Raw genomic sequence first — 20,449 nt, forward strand, 5'->3', positions numbered from 1 at the left:
CGCCGAATCAATGCGACGAAACATATAGCGCGGACCCCGACGCCGCCTCCGGGATTGCAAAATGCCGTTTCATTCGCCGCAATTCTTCCGAAGGCGTGCCACCAAAGAGCCGCTTGAACTCGCGGCTGAACTGTGACGCGCTCTCATAGCCCACCCGCGCGCTCGCCGCAGCCGCCGTCATGCCTTGCCGCGCCATCAATAGCCTCGCCTGATGGAGTCGCGTCGACTTGATGTACTGCAGCGGAGAAGTGTTCGTGGCCGCCTTGAAGTGCAGATGAAACGACGGCACGCTCATTGCCGCTTCCCTTGCGAGCGCTTCGATCGTCAGCGCCTCGGCATAACTCGAATGAATCATGCGCAGCACTTTCGATATGCGCCCGAAGTTGCCATCGAGGTTGAGCGCCGCGCGCATCGAAGCGCCCTGCTCTCCGATGAACACGCGAAAGTAGATCTCCCGCACGAGGGTCGGCCCCAGAAGCGCGGCTTCGAGCGGATCGCGCATCGCATCGAGGAACCGCAGCATGGTTTCGCCGAGCGCCACATCGAGCCTCGTCGTGGCCATGCCACCCGGCTCGCCCGGCACCACGCCGTTGCGCTCGTCGATCTGCAGCAACACATCGGCGGCAAGCGTCGGATCGAGGCGCACGTACACCGCGAGCAACGGTTCGTCCGCGGTGGCGTCGGTTTCCATCGAGAACGGCAGCGGCAAGGCGACGGCAAGATAATGCTGCGCATCGTAGACATACACCTTGCTGCCGAGATAACCGCGCTTGCGGCCTTGCGCGATGACCACGATACCCGGCTCGTAGAGCACCGGCGTGCGCGTGAGCGGACGATTCGATCGCAACAGGCGAATGTCCGGCATCGGCGTCGCGTTATAGCCTTCGTTCGGCGCGAGCTCCAGCAGGCGGCTCACCATCGAAGCGTGCACGCGAGCCAGCGCGGCGGCTTCGGTTTCCATCGTCGGCAACTTGGGAGAGCGGTGCGTTTCCATACTTCGAGTTCGATATCCGTGCGTTCATAGAATCGGGCAAGCTTCGCAGACGATCATGCGTTCTCGTCTCGTCGCAACATTCCTAACATTCGATCATGCATCGCACGCGCGAATCACGACGCGTCGATGCGCAGAGAAGGCTCACTCACTTCGGAGAATAAAGCATGATCGATGTAATCAATCCCGCCGACGGCACGCGTGTCGGGCAAGTCGAACATCATTCGGAAGCGCAGGTGCGCGCCGCCATCGACCGCACATGCGCGGCCTTTCCGGCCTGGTCGCGCACTCTGGCACGCGAGCGGAGCGAACTGCTGCGCAAATGGTTCGACCTCGTCAGCGCCGACAAGACCGCATTCGCCGAGCTGATCTGCCGCGAGAACGGCAAGTGCGTGTCGGAAGCCTTCGGCGAAATCGAATATGGGTTGGGCTTCATCGAATGGTACGCGGAGGAAGCCAAACGCATGTACGGCGATACCATCCCCACTCACGCGAAAGACGCAGCGGTGATCGTCACGAAAGAACCTGTCGGGCCAGTAGCGTCGATTACACCATGGAATTTTCCGTTCATGATGATCACGCGCAAGGTCGCGACCGCGCTCGCAGCAGGTTGCACGATCCTCCTGAAGCCCGCAGAGGAAACGCCCCTGACCGCGTACAAGCTGCTCGAATACGCGCGCCGCGCCGGCATTCCGGAAGGCGTGTTCGAGATGGTCACGGGCGACCCCGTGCAGATCGGCAGGCTCATCACCGACGATCCGCGCATCCGCAAGATCTCGTTCACCGGTTCGACCGCGGTCGGCAAGTTGCTCGCCGCGCAGTGCGCCGGCACGCTCAAGAAGATGACGATGGAACTGGGCGGCAACGCACCGTTCATCGTCTTCGACGACGCCGATCTCGACGAAGCCGCAAAGGCGCTCGTGTCCGCGAAGCTGCGCAACAGCGGGCAGGTCTGCATCTCGCCGAACCGCGTGTATGTTCAGGCCAGCGTGCATGACGCGTTCGTTCAGCGCGTGAAGGCGCTCGTCGAAGCGATTCCGGTCGATCAGGGACTGCAGGAGGGGTTCGTCGTCGGTCCGCTGATCAATCGCGCGGCCATCGACAAGGTCGCCAGGCTCGTCGACGATTCGCGCGAACGCGGCGCCAGGGTCGTGCTCGGCGGACATCCGCATGCGAAAGGCGGACTTTTCTATGCGCCCACCATCCTCGTCGATGTCGAGGACGATATGCCGATCGCCTCGTCCGAAATATTCGGACCTGTCTTCCCGATCTACCGCTTTTCCACCGAAGCCGAAGTCATTGCACGCAGCAACGACAGCGAATATGGTCTCGTCGCCTATGCATTCACGCGCCAGCTGGGCCGCTCGTTCCGGCTGTCGCGCAACCTCGAGGCGGGCATGGTGATCCTGAACTCCGGCTCGGTCGGCACGGCTTCGGTGCCGTTCGGCGGCGTGAAGCAATCCGGTTACGGGCGCGAAGGTAGTCATCATGGAATCGAGGAATATGTGCACGTCAAATACACGCTCATGAGCGGTCTCGCCTGAACGATGCGAGGCGCGGCATCACGATGCCGCGCCTCGTGTCACGGTCGAATCAGCGTACCGGCAACTGTCCCGCGTCCGCAGGGCTTGCGCACTGTACTTCGCGACTGCGCTGACGGATGAGCCTATCCTGCCGCAGTCCCCAGAAGAACGTGACGGCAAGACAGGGCAACAACGACGCGATCGAGTACCCGACGCCGGCAAGCGGGTTGCCTGTCAGATTGACGAGCGAAAGACTGATCAACGGAAGAAACCCGCCGAACAGCACATTGCCGAGTTGTTGCGACAATCCGAAGCCCGTGGTCCTGCTTTGCGGCGGAAAACATTCGGCGATGAACGCGGGCAGCGGCGCCATGATCATCGCCGTCAACACGGCCAGCAGCGCGACGAGCATTGTCACCGTGGCCCAGCCGCCTGCGAGCGCATTCGTCCTGATGCCCGCGAACGCAGGATATGCCGCAAGTATCCACAGCACGATGCCGATCAGCATCACACGCGCGCGGCCGATCGCATCGGACAGACGGCCGAATGCGGGATAAAACGGCGCAGCCACGACGATAGCGATACCGAGGCACATATTCGCGCGCGCAGGATCGACCTTCAACACGTTTTGCAGGAAGTACAGCATATAGACGATCGACGTATAGAGCGACACCGACGTCCCGCCTTGCGCGCCGAACATCGCGACAAGGATCGCTTTCCACGACGTCGCGCTCGTCAAGGTGTCCTGCAGCGGCGATTTCGACAGACGGCCCGCCTGCTTCATCTCCGCGAACACGGGCGTTTCCGTCATGCCGAGGCGAATCCATGTCGCCACCGCGACGATCGGCGCCGAGATCAGGAACGGAACGCGCCAGCCCCACGATTCGAATGCCGACGCATCGAGCGCGAACTTCAGCGCCGACACGATCGCCAGCGCCAGCAACAGTCCGAGGCTCGCGGTACCTTGCAGCACGCTCGTCGCCATGCCCTTTCGGCCTGCGGGCGCATGCTCCATCACGTAGACGACCGCAGAGCCGTATTCGCCGCCGAGCGCGATGCCCTGCACCACGCGCAGCGCGATCAGTCCTATGGGCGCGAGCAAGCCGGCCATCGCGTAGGTCGGCAGACAGCCGATGCCCACTGTCGCGATGCCCATGATCGCGAGCGTGATGACGAATGTCTTCTTGCGTCCGATGCGGTCGGCCATCGGGCTGAAAATGATCGTGCCCAACGGCCGCGCGATATACGCGATGCCGAAGGTGGCAACGCCCGCCATTGCGGCGACGGTCCGGTCCGTCGATGGAAGAAACAGGTGCGTCAAGGTCGATGTCAGCGCGACATAGACGAAGAAATCGTAGTACTCGAGCATCGTGCCGAGGCTCGATGTCGCGATGATCCGCAGCATGCCGGGCTTTGGATTGCGGGCTCCGGAAGTCGTGGACATGGTCGTCTCCTGTGATTCGGTTTGTGAGGCCTCGCGCGATCGACGCGATGGCCGTATCGGCGCATCACATGTGTGTGCGCTTCTTCGCCGCCTGCTGCTCCAGAAACCGGCCGACGGCCTCCTTGTGCTCGCGACTGCACAACAGAATGGCCTGCATGCTTGCCGCCATTTCGAGCGTCGTCGCAAGCGATGCATCGGCCGCTTCGCGCACGAGCCGCTTCGCCATGCGCAGCGCCGTCGGCGGGTTCTGCGCGATGCGCTTCGCCAGCGACCGCGCATCGATATCGAGCGCGTCCTCGGGCACCACCTTCGACACGATGCCGAGGCCCAGCGCCGCTTCGGCGTCGATGAACTCGCTGGTCAGCGTCAATTCCAGCGCCTTCGCATAGCCCACGATCCGCGCGAGGAACCACGATCCGCCGATGCCCGACACCAGTCCGAGCCGCAGGAAACTCTCTGCGAACACGGCTTTCGTGCTCGCCACGCGGATATCGCACATCAACGCAAGGTCGCAGCCCGCTCCGACCGCGGCGCCATTCACCGCGCATATCGAAGGCACATCGAGACCGCTCAGTGCGCGCGTGATTCTGTGCAGGCTGCGATGCAGGCGGTCGCGTACATCCTCGACACTGCCGCTCATGAGATCGCTGCCGCTTTGCATGTCCTTCACGTTGCCGCCCGTGCAGAAGTGCGGCGACGAGGAACGCAGCAGCACGCAGTGCACGTCGCGCCGCTTGTTGATTTGCTCGAGCGCGTCCGACAGCGCCTCCGTCATCGCGACGTTCAGCGCGTTGCCGTCGCTCGGGCTGTTGAGCGTGAGCGTGAGCACGCCGTCATCGACGGACGATTCGACCAGTGAACCGGCATCGTTTGCATGTGTTGACACGAAGAAGTCTCCTGATTGTTTGCCCGGCCGCTACCGGTTCTGGAATGCCGCCTGACGGCGTTCCAGAAACGCGGCCATGCCTTCTTTCTGATCGGCGAGCGAAAAGCCCGCGTGAAATAGCCGCCGCTCGAACAGAAGTCCTTCCGACAGCGACGACTCGAACGCGCGATTGACGGCTTCCTTGATCGCGACGATCACCGGCAGCGAATGACGCGCGATCTGTTCGCCGACGCGCATCGCTTCGTCGATCAACCGTTCGCGCGCGACGACCTTCGACACGAGTCCGTAAGCCAGGGCCTCGCGGGCGCTGAGCGGCTCGCCGGTCAGACACGCGAGCATCGCGGTCGATTTGCCGACCGCGCGCGGCAGACGCTGCGTGCCGCCCGCGCCCGGCACGATGCCGAGCTTGATCTCCGGCTGGCCGAAGAGCGCGTCGTCCGCGGCGATGACGACGTCGCACATCATCGCCAGTTCGCAACCGCCGCCGAGCGCATAGCCGCCTACCGCCGCGATGATGGGTTTGCGGGCCGCGCGGATGCGGTCCCAGCTACGGCCGATGTAGTCATCCGAGAATGCGTTTGCGTAATCGAGCTTCGACATCGCGACGATGTCCGCGCCGGCGGCGAAAGCTTTGTCGGACCCTGTCAGAACGGTCGCGTGAACCTGCGGGTCGGCTTCGTTGCGCAGCAGGACGTCGATCAGCTGATCCATCAACGCGTCGGTCAGCGGATTGAGCGGGTTGTCCGACGCGAGATGCACGAGCGCGACCCGCCCGCGTCGTTCGTTCCGGATCATCGCGGCGCTCATGCGCTCACCTTGCGGTCTTCATCGCTGGTTTCGCGCGATGCGCGGCCCACGCGGATGACGCCCGCGTTCAGCAGGCCCGCGATCTCGCTTTCAGCGAAGCCGTATCGCTCCAGCATCTGCAGCGTGTGCTGGCCCGTCAGCGGTGCGGGCAAATCCGGCGCGCTCGGGCGATCGGATGGACCGAGCGCGAAACCGTGCGTGCGCATGGCGCCCGCGACCGGATGATCGATCGTCTGCGCCAGTCCGCATTCGGCGTACTCCGCTGTTTCGACGACATCGCCGTAAGTTGCGACGGGCGCGCACAGAATGTCGCGCGCCGCGAGCCGTTCCATCCAGTCCGCAGTCGTGCGTTCGACGAAGCGCGCGGCGAGTATGTGATGCAGGGTCGCGCGATGGCGCACGCGATCGTCGTTGGTGGCGAATCGCGGATCCGCTTCGAGTGACGGCGAAGCGAGCACCTCACATAGCGCGTGCCATCGTTCCGGATGGTAGGCGACGACCATCATCCAGCCGTCCCGCGTTGGGAACGCTTCGTTCGGGCACGCGTAAGGCGCGGCACTGCCGGTCTTTTCCGGTTCGCTTCCGGACGCGAAGAATGCGGCGAAGCCGATCTGCTGGAGCATCAGCGTCGCGTTGTAGAGACTCACGTCGAGATGCTGCCCGCCGCCGCCCGTGCGCACCTGATGCAGCGCGCCGAGAATCGCGATCGACGCGAGATAGCCGCCCATCATGTCGGCGACGGGGATCGGGACTTTGAGCGGCTCGGCGCTCGTCGTGCCGAGCGTGCTCATCAGACCGCTGACGGCCTGGATCACGCCATCGACGCCAGGCCGCTTGCGATTCGCGCCCGTCTGGCCGAACGCGGAGATCGAGCAGTAGACGAGCCGGGGATTCAGTTGCCGCAATGCGTCGAAGTCGAGTCCCATCGACGCCATCACGCCGGGCCGGAAGTTTTCGACCAGCACATCCGCCTCCAGCAGCATGCGGCGAACGGCCTCGCGCCCTGCATCGGTTTTCAGATCGATCGCGACGCTGTACTTGTTGCGGTTGACGCTGATGAAGGCCGGGCTTTCACCGCTTATCCACGGCGGCCCGATGCGCCGCCCGATCTCGCCGTCGGGCGGCTCGATCTTGACGACGTGAGCGCCGAGATCGGCGAGCGTCATCGAGCAGACCGGCCCGGCGAGGACGTGCGAGAAATCGATCACCCGCACGCCGTTGAGGCTGTCTCTTGGCATTTGTGATTGTCCTGTCTCGTGACTCGCCACAGTGACGAATCATGCCGACGAGAATAGGTACTCACCGGCCTGCCGGACAATCTACAATTTGGAAACGAGTCGTTGACTTTTTGTTAAAAGGTCGGCGGCTGGCCGGACCTATTCGCTGAGCAACGTAAGCAGCCATCGGCGAAAAATCTTCAATGCATCCGATTGCGCACGCTCCGTCGGCCACGCGAAGTAGTAGGTGTGATGCCCGCGATCGAGCTCGAACGAAAACGGTGTGACGAGCAGGCCGCTTTCCAGTTCGCCACGCACCAGCGCCTTCTGCGCGATCGCGACACCGTGCCCTTCTATCGCCGCCTGGTACGCGAGCAGCGACGTTTCGTAGCGCATCTCGCGGCGTCGCGCGTTCAAGGGAAGCCCCGCCGCCTTCAGCCACAAGGTCCAGTCTTCCGGGCGCGCGAGCGTGTGCAGAAGCGTCTCGCCCTGCAACTGCGAGCGTGCCTTGACCTGTCTGGAAGGCGCTGCAACGGGCACCAGCTCGTTCGCGATCAGACGTTGCACGCGCAGGCCGGGCCACTTGCCGTCGCCTAGCTGAATGCCGCCGTCGATGTCCTCACGCGCGAAATTCAGCGGAGCCGGGGATGTCGTGAGTTGCACGTCGATGTTTTCGTGCAGCCGATGAAAGCTCGCGAGACGCGGAATCAGCCAGCGCACCGCGAAGGTCGCGGGCGAGCGGATCTTGAGCACGCGGGCACGCCGCTCGGACGATCGCAGGCTGTCGGTGGCTTCGCGCAGGGATGCGAAGAGCGGCATGAGTTCCGCCAGATACCGCGCGCCCGCCGACGTCAGCTCCAGTCGCCCTCTCACGCGTTCGAACAGATCGACGCCCAAGTAGGTTTCGAGCGTACGCACCTGCCGGCTGACTGCGGCGGGCGTCACGGCCAGCTCGTCAGCGGCCTTGGAAATGCTCAGCAGGCGACCGGTCGCCTCGAACGCCCGGGCGGGATTCAACGGGGGAAGCGGTGCTCGACGTTGCATGGCCTATCCGTGTGGAAGCATATCGAGATTGTGACTCGAAATGCCCGAAGGACGGAGCAGGAGGCTGTTTCGGCAGCGTGCGGATCGCGCAGTGTCTCGCGCGAAAGAAGGCCGGGCCAGAGGCCCGCGCCGGTCAGAAAGCAAGTGCCTCGAAACCGGCGCGCATGTGATACGTGGAGACTGAAAAGGAGCTAATGCGACGAGACCACCGAAGCCTCGGCGCGAATCCGGTACTGCTCCATCTTTCGATACAGCGTGCTGCGCGACACGCCCAGCGCACGCGCGGCCTGCGCCATGTTGCCCTGCGCCTGCCGCAGCGCCCGCGCAATGGCGAATCGCTCGGTTTCCTCAAGACTTCCCGTGCCCGGCGCGGCGCCGGATGTCACGCTGTCGCGCGCGGCGGGAGATTCATCGAGCACCTCGGCGGGCAATTCGGCCAGCATCACGCGCTTGTCATTGGACGTGAGCAGCAGGTTCTCGACGAGATTGCGCAGTTCGCGCACATTGCCGGGCCACGAATAAGCGCGCAGCACTTCCATCACGATGTCCGCAAACTCTCTCGCCGGCACGCCATGCCGCAGCGCGATCGCGCGATTGAAGTGCTCGATCAGCAGATCGACGTCGCCGTCGCGCTCGCGCAGGCTCGGAATGCAGATCCGCGTCACGCCGACGCGATAGTAGAGATCCGCGCGAAAACGCCCGCACTCGACCTCTTCGCGCAGGTTCCGGTTCGTCATCGCGAGGAGCCGCACATCGACGCGGCGAGGCTGGGTATCGCCGAGTCGGTAGATCACGCCTTCTTCCAGCGCGCGTAGCAGGATGGGCTGGAGATCGAGCGGCAATTCGCCGATTTCGTCGAGGCACAGCGTTCCGCCGTGCGCGAGTTCGAAGCGCCCGGGCCGCCCTTCCGCCGTCGCGCCCGTATAGGCGCCGCGCACGTGCCCGAACAGTTCCGCGCCGATCAGCTCCTTCGACGCCGCCCCGCAGTTGTACGCCACGAACGGACCCTCGCCCGACTCCTCGCCGTGGATCGCGCGCGCGAAAAGCTCCTTGCCGACGCCCGTCTGCCCTTCGATCAGCACCGGCACCCGGCGCCGCGCAAGCTGCCGTCCGCGCTCGATGGCGCGCTGCATCGCCACGCTCTGACAGATGATCTGCGCGAAGCAGTTGCGTTTGGGATCGGCTTCGCTGCGCCCCTGAACCTGCACGCCAACGCGCCGCGCACCGCTCGTCAGACGCGACGCGCCCGACAGTCCGGAAGGCGCCGGCACGATGAGCATCGCGCCGATCGCTTCGCCGTCCGCGACGACCGGATCGAACCATTCCGGCGGCAAGCCTTGCGGAAGATGATTCGGCCAGTCTTCGATCGGGCAATGCTCGCTCATGCCGGGAAACCGCTCGCCCAGGTTGATGGGCAGCGCAATGCGCGCGGTGGTGTGTACGAGCCGCCCGCGCCGGTCGATGGCGATGAGCCCCGCCGCATCCGCCGACGACAGCCGTTGCAGGCAATACGCAAGCAGGCGCATCTGCTCGCGCGCCACCTGCTCCGCGAGCACCATTTCGATCTGCCGCGCGGCCGTCACGGCGAGCGTCAGATTGTTGATCTGATACGTCGATGGCGGCCCCGAAATGTCCAGCACGCCGAGCACCGCGCCCGTTCCCGGCTCGCAGATCGGCGCGGCGGCGCAGCTCCACGCCTTGATGCCCTCGCAGAAATGCTCGGAGGCGTGGATATAGGTCGGCTGGCGCGTCGCCAGCGCCGTGCCGATGCCGTTGGTCCCGGCCGTCGCCTCGCGCCAGTCGCCGCCCGTCATCAAATGGATTTTTTCGCCGGCGTCGAGCGTGCGCAGGTCGCCGGCGGCCTTGAGAATGACGCCGTCGGCATTGGTGAGCAGCAGAATCGAGGACGAATCGGCGAAGAGATCCGCCGTCGCCATGAACAGCCGGTCCGATGCCGCCAGCAGTTCGCGATGACGCCAGCGCAGCGCGTCGATCGCATCGCCATGCACCGCGAACGGCGCCGCGCCCGAGGTCGGATTGACGCCCGATTGCAGACTCCGCTTCCACGACGCGATGAGTTCGGTCGGTGCGGCGGTCGTGATTTCGCCCGCCAGAAAGCGTTCCCACGCGAGCATGGTGCTGCTGTCCGAATGAAATCCAGCGTTCACGTCGGGTCGTGTCCGGCCGGCGATACCGCGTTCGCTTGCGGAATCGTCATCAGCCGGCATGCCGATGAGGCGCCTCGTCATGTGTCTCCTCCGTACGAGGTGGGGACGCGCGGCCCGCTCTGCGGCGGACCTCGGCGCGACTCGCGAGGACGTGCCGGCTAGCCCCGGGCAAAGCGCCCGGCGGCTGCGCGGCATCGTCCGCTGAGTATAGACCTCACGCGTGCGCCGCGCCCTTTTGGGGAAACGCTTCCGGCGGCCGGCAGCATGCCGCGACGCACAAGGCCGGCCGCCTATTTTCTCCCGAGCAGTTCGGCGCCCGCGCCGAGCGCCGGCCCGGCTGTCGGATCGGCGAGATCGGGCTTTTTGGCGATCAGCGTCTGGGTCGTCAGAATCAGCCCGGCGACGGATGCCGCATTGCGCACCGCGCTATACGTCACCTTCACCGGATCGATGATGCCGCGCTCCAGCAGATCGACGATCTCGCCGGTGCGCGCATCGAGTCCGACACCGCGGCCGGCCGCCGCCACCTGCGAGACGATCGCATGGCCGTCCAGTCCGCAATTCGACGCGATCGTGAAGAGCGGCTTCTCCAGCGCCCGCTTGAGCAGCAGCGCGCCCAGCTGCGCCGCGCCGCGCGTGCGTCCGATCAGGTCATCCAGTTGCGCCGATGCGCGCAGCAACGCCGTGCCCCCTCCAGGCACGATGCCTTCCGCGATCGCCGCGCGCGCCGCGTTGATCGAATCCTCGATCAGATGCAGACGACGCTTCTGCTCGACCGGCGTCGCGCCGCCCGCGAGGATCATCGCGGTGCCGCCCGAAAGCTTCGCCAACCGGACTTCGAACTTGTCGCGCTCGACGTTCTCCGGCGCCATCTCGTACTGACGCGCAACCTGCTGACGCCGCGCCGCCACCGCCGCCGGATCGCCGCCGCCCGCGGTGATGATGGTCTGGTTGGACGATATGCGGACCTGCCGCGCGCTGCCCAGATCGCGCATTTCGACGGCTTCGAGCCTGCCGCCGAGATCGCGTGCGATGACGCGCCCGCCGGTGACGATCGCGATGTCCTCCAGCATGGCCTTGCGCCAGTGGCCGTATTCGGGCGGATGAATCGCCGCAACGGCGGGCCCGCCGTTGTCGCGGCTCGCGAGCAGCGTGACGACGCACGCGGGCGCGACCTCTTCCGCGATGATCAGCAGCGGCCGCTTGCTTGCGTTCGCGAGCGCGAGCAGCGCCGTCACTTCGGCCTGGTTTTGCAGGCGCTGATCGGTCATCAGGATGAGCGGGCTGTCGAGCACCACCTGCATGCGTTCGATGTCCGTGACCATGTGATGCGAGAGGTAGCCGCGATCGAACGCCATGCCGTCGACCACTTCGAGCCGCGTCTCCACGGTCGTGCCGTACTCGACATCGACGATGCCGTCCGGCCCCACGCGCTCCAGCGCCTCGGCGACGAGACCGCCGGTGAAGTCGTCGTTGGCCGCGACCACGGCGACCGCGCGCACTTCCTCCGGCCCGCGCAGCGGCGTGGCCGCGCGCCTCAGCGCAGCGATGACTTCGTTCACCGCCGCGTCGAGCCCCTGCACGAGCTCGACCGGATTCGCGCCGTCCGCGAGACATTCGAGACCTTGCTGCACGAGCGTATCCGCGAGCACGGTGGCCGTGGTCGTGCCGTCGCCGGCGACTTCGTTGGTCTGCTTCGAGACTTCGCGCACGACCTGTGCGCCGATGTTCTCGAACGGATCTTCCAGCTCGATCTCGCTCGCGATGCTCACGCCGTCGCGCGAGATGATCGGCGAGCCGATCGGCCGGTCGATGATCGCGTTCATGCCTTTCGGGCCGAGCGTGGCGCTCACCGCGCGCGCGAGCTTGCCGACGCCGCGTCCGAGCGCCGCGCGCGCTTCTTCGTCATGCAGCATGATGTTGGGCATCGTGTGCTCCTGTCTCCGGTTTATGGTTGTCTCGTTCGAGCGGTCGCGGGAAAAAACGAATCGGCTGCTCCTCGACTTCGCCGTAGCGGGCCGCGAGCAGGCCACGGCAGAGCGCGCTGTTGAATTCGGCATTCACGCCCACGCGCCGCAGCGCGCGCAGATAAGCGCCGAGTGTCGCGGGATCGATGGGCGCGCTGTTCGTATCGACGAAGGCGAGTTCGTGCGTACAGACGTGACGGCGCTCGAGGTATCGCCGGATGAGACGCCCGGTTTCGGGATCGTCGCCGAGCGCTGCAAGCTCGTCCGTGGCGAGCGCAAGCAGCTTCGCCCCTTCGTGCCCTTTGGCGAGCAAATGCGACAGCAGCGCCTCCTGCCTGCGCTGGAACGCCTTGACGAGAAACGTCCGGCGCACCTCGTCGAGATCGTCGCTGGCGGCGTCTCCGAAGGCTCGCCGGAACGACAGGTTCTGCGCCATGCCGCGATTGATCTCGTCCGCGTACATGTGCTCGTCGAGCGTGAGGCCGATGCGCGTCACCCACGGCAGGCCCGCGACGGCCGCGCGCATGTCCGACGCCATCAAATACGCGAAGTTCGCCGCGCACCAGTAAGTCGGCAGACGATACGCGATGTCCACGCCGCCTTCGGCATCGACCTCGACGGTGGTGACGAAGCCGAGCTCCGTCACCGGCTCGTCGAGTTCCGGATCGATGACGGATGCGAGTCGCGCCCAGACCTGCTGCGCGCGATCGCCGCTCATGCGTGCGCCACCGCAGCGCGCGGCGCCTCTTCGAGCAGCTTCTTCTGCGCGTCGATATCGATGCCGTACAGGCGCGCCGCATTCAGCCCGAGGATCTTCTTCTTCGCTTCCAGCGTCAGCTTCACGCCCGTTTCCTTGCTGACCGATCCCGGCAGCTCGAACGCCATGAACTTTTCGATCAGCCATTTGGGCGACCAGATCGCGTAATCGCTGCCGTAGAGAATGCGGTCCTCGCCGATCCAGAACAGCAACTCCGAAATCACATGCGCGAAGTATTCGGGCCGCGTGTGGATGAACGGCAGCACGACGGCGAGCCCGCCATAGACGTTCGTTTCCTGCGTGGCGATCCAGCAGAAATCGTCCAGGCGCGGCAGCCCGCAATGCTCGACGATGAAGTTCAGTCCCTGGAAGCTCGTCGCGACATCGTCGATATCCGCGACGTCGAAGGCATCGCGGTTGAGCGGCAGAATCGTCGGGCCCTTATGCACGTGAATGTTCCTGATGCCCAGTTGCTCGCATCGCTCCAGGAAGCGATACGCGCCCGGATCGGACAGCTTGTAGCCCTTGCTGTCGCCGCGCCATTCCGCCGTATAGAGCTTCACGCCCTGAATCTTGTATAGCTCGGCAAGCTCGTTCAGGCGCTCCAGCCCCGCCTCGCCATCGCGCGGATCGAACGCGCCGTTCACGATGAAACGGTGCGGATACTTCTTCTTCACCACGTAGTTCGCCTCGGTGGTGTTGAAGCCGTTCTTGTAGAAGTCGGTGAGATAGGTCGGCTGGCAGATCGCCATATCGTCGTAGCCGGTGACGAACAGGTCTTCATACATGACTTCTTCGCCGTACTTGTCGAACTTCTCCTTCGGCCACAGATAATCCTTCGGGCTCAGATTCTTGTGATACGCATAGAAGCAGTCGATGAACTGCTGGCCGTGCACGTTCTTCAGATTCGCCTTGCTGCCGTCCCATAGATGAACGTGCCCGTCGATGATGAAAATCTCCTCGCCGTCCTGAGTTCTGAACATGTGTGTGTCTCCGTGGGGTTGCCGGACAGCGGCGCGCGCGCGGCGCGCCGTCGCGGTTTTCATTCGTAGGCCATCGCGTCTTCCATGTTGCCGAACAGCACGACGGTGTCGTCATCGACCATCACCATGCGGCCGTAATGCGTCGACGTCGATATCTCGAACAGATGAGGCGTCATCTCGCGGCCCAGCACTTCGCTGATTTCGCCCATCCTGAACTCGATCTTGTCCTGCCCGTCGATGCGGATCATCGCCGGCAGATATGTGACCGTGATGCCCGGCTTGCTTCCCATGAGCTCGGCGATCGCGCGGGCCTCGACGCTTTCGTTCATCGTCACGCCGCACTGATGCGAGATGGTCTGCTCGAATCGAAGATCCTTGATCGACTTGAAGATGTTGTCGGTATGCACTGACATGAGCTGCTCCTGTTCGCGGTGGATTCAATCGAGTCTCAGGCTTCGATCGCGAGTGAAGACGGAATGCCGATTTCCTTGGCGATCAGTTGCGCACGCTCGATGGAACTGTTCAGGCAATCGGTGAATTGCGCCGCTTTCGCATGGGGAATCGACCAGACCGGCTGCAAGTGCCTGGCCGCATCCGCGGCGAGCGCGCCGTGCTTTTCGAGCCACGCTCCGAACAGCGCGCGGTTCGCCTCGCCGTGCGCCGGATCGTTCGCGAGCATGTGGAACAGCTCGACCGCGTTGGCGAGATTGCGCTCGTAGTCGCCTTCGGCGGCGGACACGACGGTCGGCGTCACGAAGTCGTTCTGCGCGGCCGCGATCTGCATGATGAAACCGCTGCGGAACAGATCTCCCACCAGCGGCTCGAAGACCACATTGACGGCGAAATACTTTTCAAGGTAATCGGTCGCGCCGCCGATCGTCTCGATGGCGAGGCGCGTCGGCTGCCAGAGCGGATCTTCGAGCCAGTGCTTCTTGCCGGCATCGAGATCGAAGCCGGGCAGATCGAGCGCGATCTCGCCGAGATACAGCGTCAGGTCCTGTGCGAAACGCAGCTTGTACGAAGCGTTCGTCAGGATCGCGCTGTTGATCATCTGCGTGTAGCCGTAGCGTTGCGCGTGCATGGTCGCGGTGCCAAGGCCGAATTCCGCATGCTTGTAGGCGCCCAGATGCTGCTCCAGCACCTTCACCCACGCCTTGTCGAAACGCTTGACCGCGCCCGTGCGCCGCGCATTGGCGATCGCATTCGTAACCATCCCGACGATGGTCGACTGACGCTGATAATGCGTGCGCTCCCATTCCTCATCGACCGCGCGGAACGTGTGCCAGTCCGAGCTTTTCGCCGCGGTCCACGTTTCCGAGTAGGTCGGCGTGCCGTCGGCGAACTGAAGGATCCAGTCCTGAATCAGATAGCGCTTCGGGTCCGGCTGCACATCGACGGTCATGTCCTCGTAATGGCTCGCCTTGCGGCCCTTCGGCTCGAAATAGTTGTACTTGCGGCTGTCCCAGCCCACGAACTGCGCCGCGCCCGCGGCGCCCGACTTGAGCGCTGCCGACTGCTCCGTCACTGTACTCATGTCGCGTCTCCTTTACTTAGCCTTGTGCACCGATGAATCGATCATCGGACCGCCTGAGTGAACTTGTCGAAGAAGAGCCGCTCCGGTTCCACGCCCGCCATCTGCAACGCGGGAATCACGGCGTCGATCATCGCCGTGGGACCGCATGCGTAGGCGTCGATGTCGCCCGCGAGCGATTCCTCGCGCAACGTACGGCTCACGACTTCATGGATGAAACCCGTCTCGCCCGTCCAGTCGTCGCCCGGTTCGGCATTCGACAACGCCGGAATGAAGCGGAAGTCCGGCAGCCGTTCGGCGAAGTCCGCGAACTCGTCGAGATAGAACAGGTCGCGGCGGGTGCGCGCGCCGTAGAAGAACCGCACGGGCCGTTCTTCGCCGCTTTGCACGTGATCCTGCAGGATCGACCACAACGGCGACATGCCCGAACCGCCGCCGACCAGCACCATCGGGCCGGGCTGATCCTCGCGCCGAAAACACGTGCCGTAAGGGCCTTTGGCAACGAGCCGGTCGCCGGGCTTCAGGCCATCGTCGAGCAGCGAAGAGAACGCGCCGTTCGGATACTTCTTGATGATGAAGCGCAACCGCCTTTCGCCATCGGGCGGATTGGCCATCGAGAACGAGCGCGTGATGCCCGCGGACGGCATCGTCAGATCGACGTACTGGCCGGCCCAGAAGCGCAACGGACGGCTCAGTTCGACTTCGAGCAGACGGATGTCGTGCGTGAGCGGCGCGATGCTCGTGACCGTCGCGTCGTATTCGGCTACGGGTATCGAGCGGCGCATCAGGTCTTCGTCGAAGTTCAGCAGCTCGACGGTCAGGTCGCTGTAGGCGAGCGTCCTGCACAGCAGAATATGACCCGACTCCTTTTCGTAGTCCGGCAACGCGAAGGTCGAATACTTCTTCAGCTCGACGTCGCCCTCGACGAGCAGCGACTTGCAACTGCTGCACTGCCCTTCCTTGCATCCGTGCATGACGGCGATGCCCTGCCGGAACGCCGCCTCCAGCACCGTCTCGCCCTCCTCGACGGACATCTCGACGCCGACCGGCTCGAAGCGGACCGTATGCGTCTGATTCGAATCGCTCATAGGTTTTCCCATGCTCGTCGCGGCCCGCTGCGCACGAACGCAGCGGGCCGCAGGCCCGTCTCAACTGCACGGATTGATCGTGAAGCCCGCGCGATATTCCGCGATGTGCTTCTCGCGCTGCTCCGGCGTCATCTCCCGCAACAGCACGATCGGACTCTGGATGGTGTGGCCGCGAACATGGTCGAGCGTCCACATGTCGCGGTTGTCGAAGCGCAGATGCGGTTGCGGCACGAGGGTCCTGCCGTCGCTGCGAACGAAGCCGAGATCCTTGATGCAATCCGCGAGATCCCAGCCGTGATAGACCTCTTCCCATTCGCGGCGGCCGCTGAAGCGGCCCATCGCGGGCGTCGGACGGCCTTCGTATTCCGACGCGAACGCGACCTTGTGGGTCCAGCGGCACAGCTCCGAGCAGTACGTGTAGAGCTTGCCGTCGACTTCATCGACGCAGAAGTCCTCGCGAATCAGGCACGGCACGAGGCAGCTCCAGCACCGATGCGGATACACATAGCCGTTCTCCTGATCGAACAGCATGTTGGTTTCGCCCGGCACGCTCTTCTTCGCATACCACTTCCAGTAGTCGCCGAACTCCGCATACCAGCCCGGATACTTATGCTCGAACCACTCGAAGTCCTTCTCGGTCTGCGCCTCGATGCGCCAGAAGTTCACCGGCCAGCCGACCGAGAAGAATTGCGCGACCTTGTGCACGTAGTTCTTCTTGACGAGGCGATCCCACGCGGCGGCGACATCGTCGTGATGAATCTTGATGCCGTACTTTTCGAGCGGCAGCATGTAGGTGCGGTAGTAATCCTCGTAGATCCACCGGTGCCACAACTCCGCATACGACTCCTTCTTCTTGTCGCGATCGGTCGTGCCGTACTCGATGAACGTGCCGATGGCCGCATCGACGATGGCGTGGTTCTGCCAGAACGCATAGCGCAGATCGCGTTCGAGCAGCAGGTGATTGTCCGGATCGTTGATGACCGACATCATCAGCGAGTGACCATTGCCGATGTGCCGGCTCTCATCCGACTGCACGGAGAGGAATACGGTCGGCAACGCATAGTCGCCGTTGCGCGCCGCTTCCGATGGCATCGCGACGAACAGCGTGTTGGTGAAGGCGGTTTCCGCGACCACCTGCAAAAACACGTTGGCGGCCGTCACGGCATCGCCCGTCAGAAAGCCTTCCGCGAACTGCCTGCCGATGGTCGTCGCGTAGCACTTGCCGAACGCGGCTTCGGTGATATCGAAGCCCGCCGGGTCGATGTAGTTCTCCATGTACCACTTCTTCAGATTCATCTGGATCGTCGAGTGGCGAAACTCATCGACCATCTGCATCGTGAAGCCGGTGCGCAGTTCTTCTCCGGGCGCGAGACGGCCGAGCATCGCCATCGAGCGTGCGGCTGAGATTTCCGGAAAGGGGATGATCGCGAGGAACAGCTTCATCCACTCGACCCAGCGCGGCTCGACATTACGGAACATGTCGCCGCGCAGCGCCGCGTCAAGCGCGCCGTAGACGCGGTTGTCCTTTTCCTCCTGCATAGGGAAATACGAGCGCAGCACCTGCTTCATGGGATCGCGCGGCGCCTTACTGATCTTGTAGTCGGTCGGGAAGGTCATCGCTTCCTGAACGTAACTGGGTGTCCAGCCGAGATCCGCGACGCGTTTGGCCGCCTCGCCGATGCTGATTCCTCGCTGGGACGTGATCTTGTTGAGCGTTAATGCATCTGACATCGAGCTCTCCTTGTCCGGTTACAGGGGGACCGGCGGCTTCTCGCGCGCAGGTCCGTGATCACCAACACATGCGCCGCTTTCGTCGGCACGGCCCGATATAGAGCGACAAGCGTGCCATGCGCTTCGGGCCCATGCGGCAAGGCTGCGCTTGCGATCGTGTCGTGGAACGCGACGTGTGCGTTCATACGGTGTCCTAATCTGCGACATCGTTCACGGGCTGTTCGCAGGCGTCGATTCGTTCTGAACGGGCTGACCTTGCGCGATGCAGCGCGCGGCAACGATCAGCGCGCCCATCGCGAAGTCGCGGCCGAACACGCCGATCATCTCGTCGGACAGCGCGCCCAGCCGTTCGAAGAACGCTTCTTTCGTGGTTGCATCGGTCGTCATGTTCATCTCCCTGGTTCCGAGATCCGGCGCGCCGCCGCTTCCAAGTCCGCCAGCGCAGCCGTGAGACGCGCGCGTTCTTCCTCGAGCGCGCGCATCGATTCGTTCGCCTCGTGCAGCCGTTCGCGCAGCATCTCGATGTTCAGACATTGCTGCGACGTGCGCGCTTCGGGCGGATTCGCCGCCAGCGCGCCTTCCAGCTCGATCTCGACGCCCGCGACGCGGCTCTGGCTGCGCAGATGATCCGAATTGATCTGCGTCAGCGCGATCACGAGCCGCACGCGCTCCGAGATGGGCGTGACATTGCCTTGCGCCGCCATGACGCTCTCCGTTCGAGTCCTGTTGACCGGCTGCTAGGGAATGAGGACCGCGCGTCCCTTGATCCTGCCGTGATGCAGATCCTTGAGCGCCTGATTCGCGTCGCTCAGCCGGTATTCGCGCGTGGCCAGATGCACGAGCCCGCGATCCGCGAGCGCCATCAGCTCGACGAGTTCGGGATAGGTGCCGACCAGATTGCCGACGATGGTCTTTTCGCTCGTGATCATGTCGATGGTCGGAATTTCGATCTTCCCGCCATAACCGACGATGTAGTAGAAGCCCGCGTTGCGCGTCATCGCGAGACCCTTCGCGATGGCATCGCCTTCGCCGACGAAATCGATCACGGCTTCCGCGCCGTTGCCGTGCGTCAGTTCGAGCACGCGTTCCACTTCGCCTTCGCCGCCTTGCACGGTGTGATGCGCGCCGCACTCTTTCGCTAGCGCAAGCGCGGTCTCCGAACGATCGACGACGATGATCTCCGCCGCGCACAATGCATTGAGCACCTGAATGCCGATATGCCCCAGTCCGCCCGCACCGATCACCACGGCGAACTGGCCGGGCAGCAAGTGACGCGACGCCTTCTTCGCGGCGCGATATGCGGTGAGGCCGGCATCGGTGTAGGGCGCGACGTCTTTCGGCGCGAGCGTGGATGGCAGACGGATCAGCGAGCGTTCGCCGGTCGACAGATATTCGGCGTAACCGCCATTCGCGTTGATGCCGGGAAAGCGGCTCTCGGTTGCGTGCATGTCGTCGCCGCGCCGGCACGCGAGACAGTGGCCGCTCGTGACGAGCGGATGACAGACCACCGGATCGCCGACCTTGACGCTTTCGACGGCGCGCCCGACGGCCTCGACCCAGCCGGCGTTCTCGTGGCCCATGATGTAGGGCAGCGCGACATCGACCTTGCTGCGCCAGATTCCCTCGACGACGTGCAGGTCGGTGCGGCACACGCCTGCTCCGCCGATGCGGACGATCACGTCGGTCGGCCTGACGATGTCGGGCGTTTCGACGTCTTCATAGCGAACGAATTCGTCGCGGGACAAGGTTTCGTCGTACTCATGCAGCACGGCAGCCTTCACGTTATGTCTCCTTGGTCGTTATCGTCGAGTCAGCGCGGCGCTGCCCGCGAGCCTCTGGAGCAAGGATTACGCCAATGAAGACCGATGCGCGCAGAACCCGGATTCCTGCACGCCTTCGCGGCAATCGGCTACACGATACGCGCATGACTCCGGGCGGGTTTTGGGGAGACGTGTCGCAGTTTCGGACACTTTGACGAAGCTTTGTCGTATGAGGATGTCGCAACTTGCGACGGCCAGCGCAGACGATCAGACCGGCTCTTTTCGCCGCGCGCTGTCGTCCTGATCAATCACGATGCGAGCAAACGCATGCCTGTCACGCGATACCGCGCCGCGCAGCGGCATGCCGTTGGCGCGGACCTCTTCTTCGATCTGGCGCATGCGATGTTGAAGATCGCCGCGATCATCCGCCGCTGCGTAACGAGCGTAACGGGCGCGATGCGCAGACACGCTGTAGCGGGAAATCAGCCGGCCGACCAGGCGAGAAAAGAGTGCGGACATGATGTGCTCCTTGTCGGGTTAGTTCGGCGTTTG

19 protein-coding genes are annotated in these 20,449 nt (G+C 64.0%); 1 reads left to right on the forward strand and 18 read right to left on the reverse strand.

Features of this window, described 5'->3' with window-relative positions; all coding sequences use genetic code 11:
• Nucleotides 1–7: 7 nt before the first annotated feature.
• Nucleotides 8–994 (reverse strand): AraC family transcriptional regulator, encoded by a 987-nt coding sequence (locus IAG25_RS03160; protein ID WP_255503485.1) that lies wholly within the window; start codon nt 992–994, stop codon nt 8–10.
• Between the two features lie 164 nt (nt 995–1,158).
• Between IAG25_RS03160 and IAG25_RS03165 the strand changes: the two genes are divergently transcribed.
• The gene (locus tag IAG25_RS03165) at nt 1,159–2,535 is read left to right on the forward strand and encodes an NAD-dependent succinate-semialdehyde dehydrogenase (protein ID WP_187603475.1); all 1,377 of its coding nucleotides are present in this window, start codon (nt 1,159–1,161) and stop codon (nt 2,533–2,535) included.
• Nucleotides 2,536–2,584: 49 nt separating this feature from the next.
• Here IAG25_RS03165 and IAG25_RS03170 read toward each other — a convergent pair whose 3' ends face one another.
• From IAG25_RS03170 to IAG25_RS03250, 17 genes are all read right to left on the reverse strand, one after another.
• On the reverse strand, nt 2,585–3,958 hold the full coding sequence (locus IAG25_RS03170) for an MFS transporter (protein ID WP_187603476.1): 1,374 nt from the start codon (nt 3,956–3,958) through the stop codon (nt 2,585–2,587).
• A 64-nt stretch (nt 3,959–4,022) separates the two neighbouring features.
• Nucleotides 4,023–4,844 (reverse strand): enoyl-CoA hydratase-related protein, encoded by an 822-nt coding sequence (locus tag IAG25_RS03175; protein ID WP_187603477.1) that lies wholly within the window; start codon nt 4,842–4,844, stop codon nt 4,023–4,025.
• A 30-nt stretch (nt 4,845–4,874) separates the two neighbouring features.
• Nucleotides 4,875–5,651, reverse strand: coding sequence for an enoyl-CoA hydratase-related protein (locus IAG25_RS03180; protein WP_187603478.1), 777 nt, complete (start codon nt 5,649–5,651; stop codon nt 4,875–4,877).
• Nucleotides 5,648–6,889: a CaiB/BaiF CoA transferase family protein gene (locus IAG25_RS03185; RefSeq protein ID WP_187603479.1), complete on the reverse strand. Its 1,242-nt coding sequence runs from the start codon at nt 6,887–6,889 to the stop codon at nt 5,648–5,650. Before IAG25_RS03185 ends, IAG25_RS03180 begins: the two co-directional genes overlap by 4 nt.
• Before the next feature lie 138 nt (nt 6,890–7,027).
• Nucleotides 7,028–7,912, reverse strand: a complete 885-nt coding sequence (locus IAG25_RS03190; RefSeq protein ID WP_187603480.1) for a LysR substrate-binding domain-containing protein — start codon at nt 7,910–7,912, stop codon at nt 7,028–7,030.
• A 191-nt stretch (nt 7,913–8,103) separates the two neighbouring features.
• The gene (locus IAG25_RS03195; RefSeq protein ID WP_187603481.1) at nt 8,104–10,161 is read right to left on the reverse strand and encodes a sigma-54-dependent Fis family transcriptional regulator; all 2,058 of its coding nucleotides are present in this window, start codon (nt 10,159–10,161) and stop codon (nt 8,104–8,106) included.
• A gap of 209 nt (nt 10,162–10,370) precedes the next feature.
• On the reverse strand, nt 10,371–12,008 hold the full coding sequence (locus IAG25_RS03200; protein WP_187603482.1) for a molecular chaperone GroEL: 1,638 nt from the start codon (nt 12,006–12,008) through the stop codon (nt 10,371–10,373).
• Nucleotides 11,986–12,765, reverse strand: a complete 780-nt coding sequence (locus IAG25_RS03205; protein ID WP_187603483.1) for an iron-sulfur cluster assembly protein — start codon at nt 12,763–12,765, stop codon at nt 11,986–11,988. Before IAG25_RS03205 ends, IAG25_RS03200 begins: the two co-directional genes overlap by 23 nt.
• Nucleotides 12,762–13,787, reverse strand: a complete 1,026-nt coding sequence (locus IAG25_RS03210) for an amidohydrolase family protein (protein WP_187603484.1) — start codon at nt 13,785–13,787, stop codon at nt 12,762–12,764. The genes IAG25_RS03205 and IAG25_RS03210 overlap by 4 nt, the downstream gene beginning before the upstream one ends.
• Before the next feature lie 59 nt (nt 13,788–13,846).
• Nucleotides 13,847–14,200, reverse strand: coding sequence for an MmoB/DmpM family protein (locus IAG25_RS03215; protein ID WP_187603485.1), 354 nt, complete (start codon nt 14,198–14,200; stop codon nt 13,847–13,849).
• A 35-nt stretch (nt 14,201–14,235) separates the two neighbouring features.
• The gene (locus IAG25_RS03220) at nt 14,236–15,321 is read right to left on the reverse strand and encodes an aromatic/alkene monooxygenase hydroxylase subunit beta (protein WP_187603486.1); all 1,086 of its coding nucleotides are present in this window, start codon (nt 15,319–15,321) and stop codon (nt 14,236–14,238) included.
• A gap of 41 nt (nt 15,322–15,362) precedes the next feature.
• Complete coding sequence (locus tag IAG25_RS03225; RefSeq protein WP_187603487.1) at nt 15,363–16,406, reverse strand: NADH:ubiquinone reductase (Na(+)-transporting) subunit F; 1,044 nt, start codon at nt 16,404–16,406, stop codon at nt 15,363–15,365.
• Between the two features lie 60 nt (nt 16,407–16,466).
• Nucleotides 16,467–18,137 carry an aromatic/alkene/methane monooxygenase hydroxylase/oxygenase subunit alpha gene (locus IAG25_RS03230; protein ID WP_187603488.1) on the reverse strand — a complete coding sequence of 557 codons (1,671 nt, stop codon included), beginning with the start codon at nt 18,135–18,137 and terminating at the stop codon, nt 16,467–16,469.
• Between the two features lie 210 nt (nt 18,138–18,347).
• Nucleotides 18,348–18,524 carry a hypothetical protein gene (locus tag IAG25_RS03235; RefSeq protein ID WP_187603489.1) on the reverse strand — a complete coding sequence of 59 codons (177 nt, stop codon included), beginning with the start codon at nt 18,522–18,524 and terminating at the stop codon, nt 18,348–18,350.
• Nucleotides 18,525–18,526: 2 nt separating this feature from the next.
• Nucleotides 18,527–18,841, reverse strand: coding sequence for a hypothetical protein (locus IAG25_RS03240; protein ID WP_187603490.1), 315 nt, complete (start codon nt 18,839–18,841; stop codon nt 18,527–18,529).
• A gap of 33 nt (nt 18,842–18,874) precedes the next feature.
• Complete coding sequence (locus IAG25_RS03245; protein WP_035498098.1) at nt 18,875–19,918, reverse strand: NAD(P)-dependent alcohol dehydrogenase; 1,044 nt, start codon at nt 19,916–19,918, stop codon at nt 18,875–18,877.
• A 246-nt stretch (nt 19,919–20,164) separates the two neighbouring features.
• The gene (locus tag IAG25_RS03250; RefSeq protein ID WP_187603491.1) at nt 20,165–20,416 is read right to left on the reverse strand and encodes a DUF3563 domain-containing protein; all 252 of its coding nucleotides are present in this window, start codon (nt 20,414–20,416) and stop codon (nt 20,165–20,167) included.
• Between the last annotated feature and the right edge of the window lie 33 nt (nt 20,417–20,449).

The sequence above is a fragment of the Caballeronia sp. EK genome (genome assembly GCF_014384845.1).
Taxonomy (GTDB): domain Bacteria; phylum Pseudomonadota; class Gammaproteobacteria; order Burkholderiales; family Burkholderiaceae; genus Caballeronia; species Caballeronia jiangsuensis.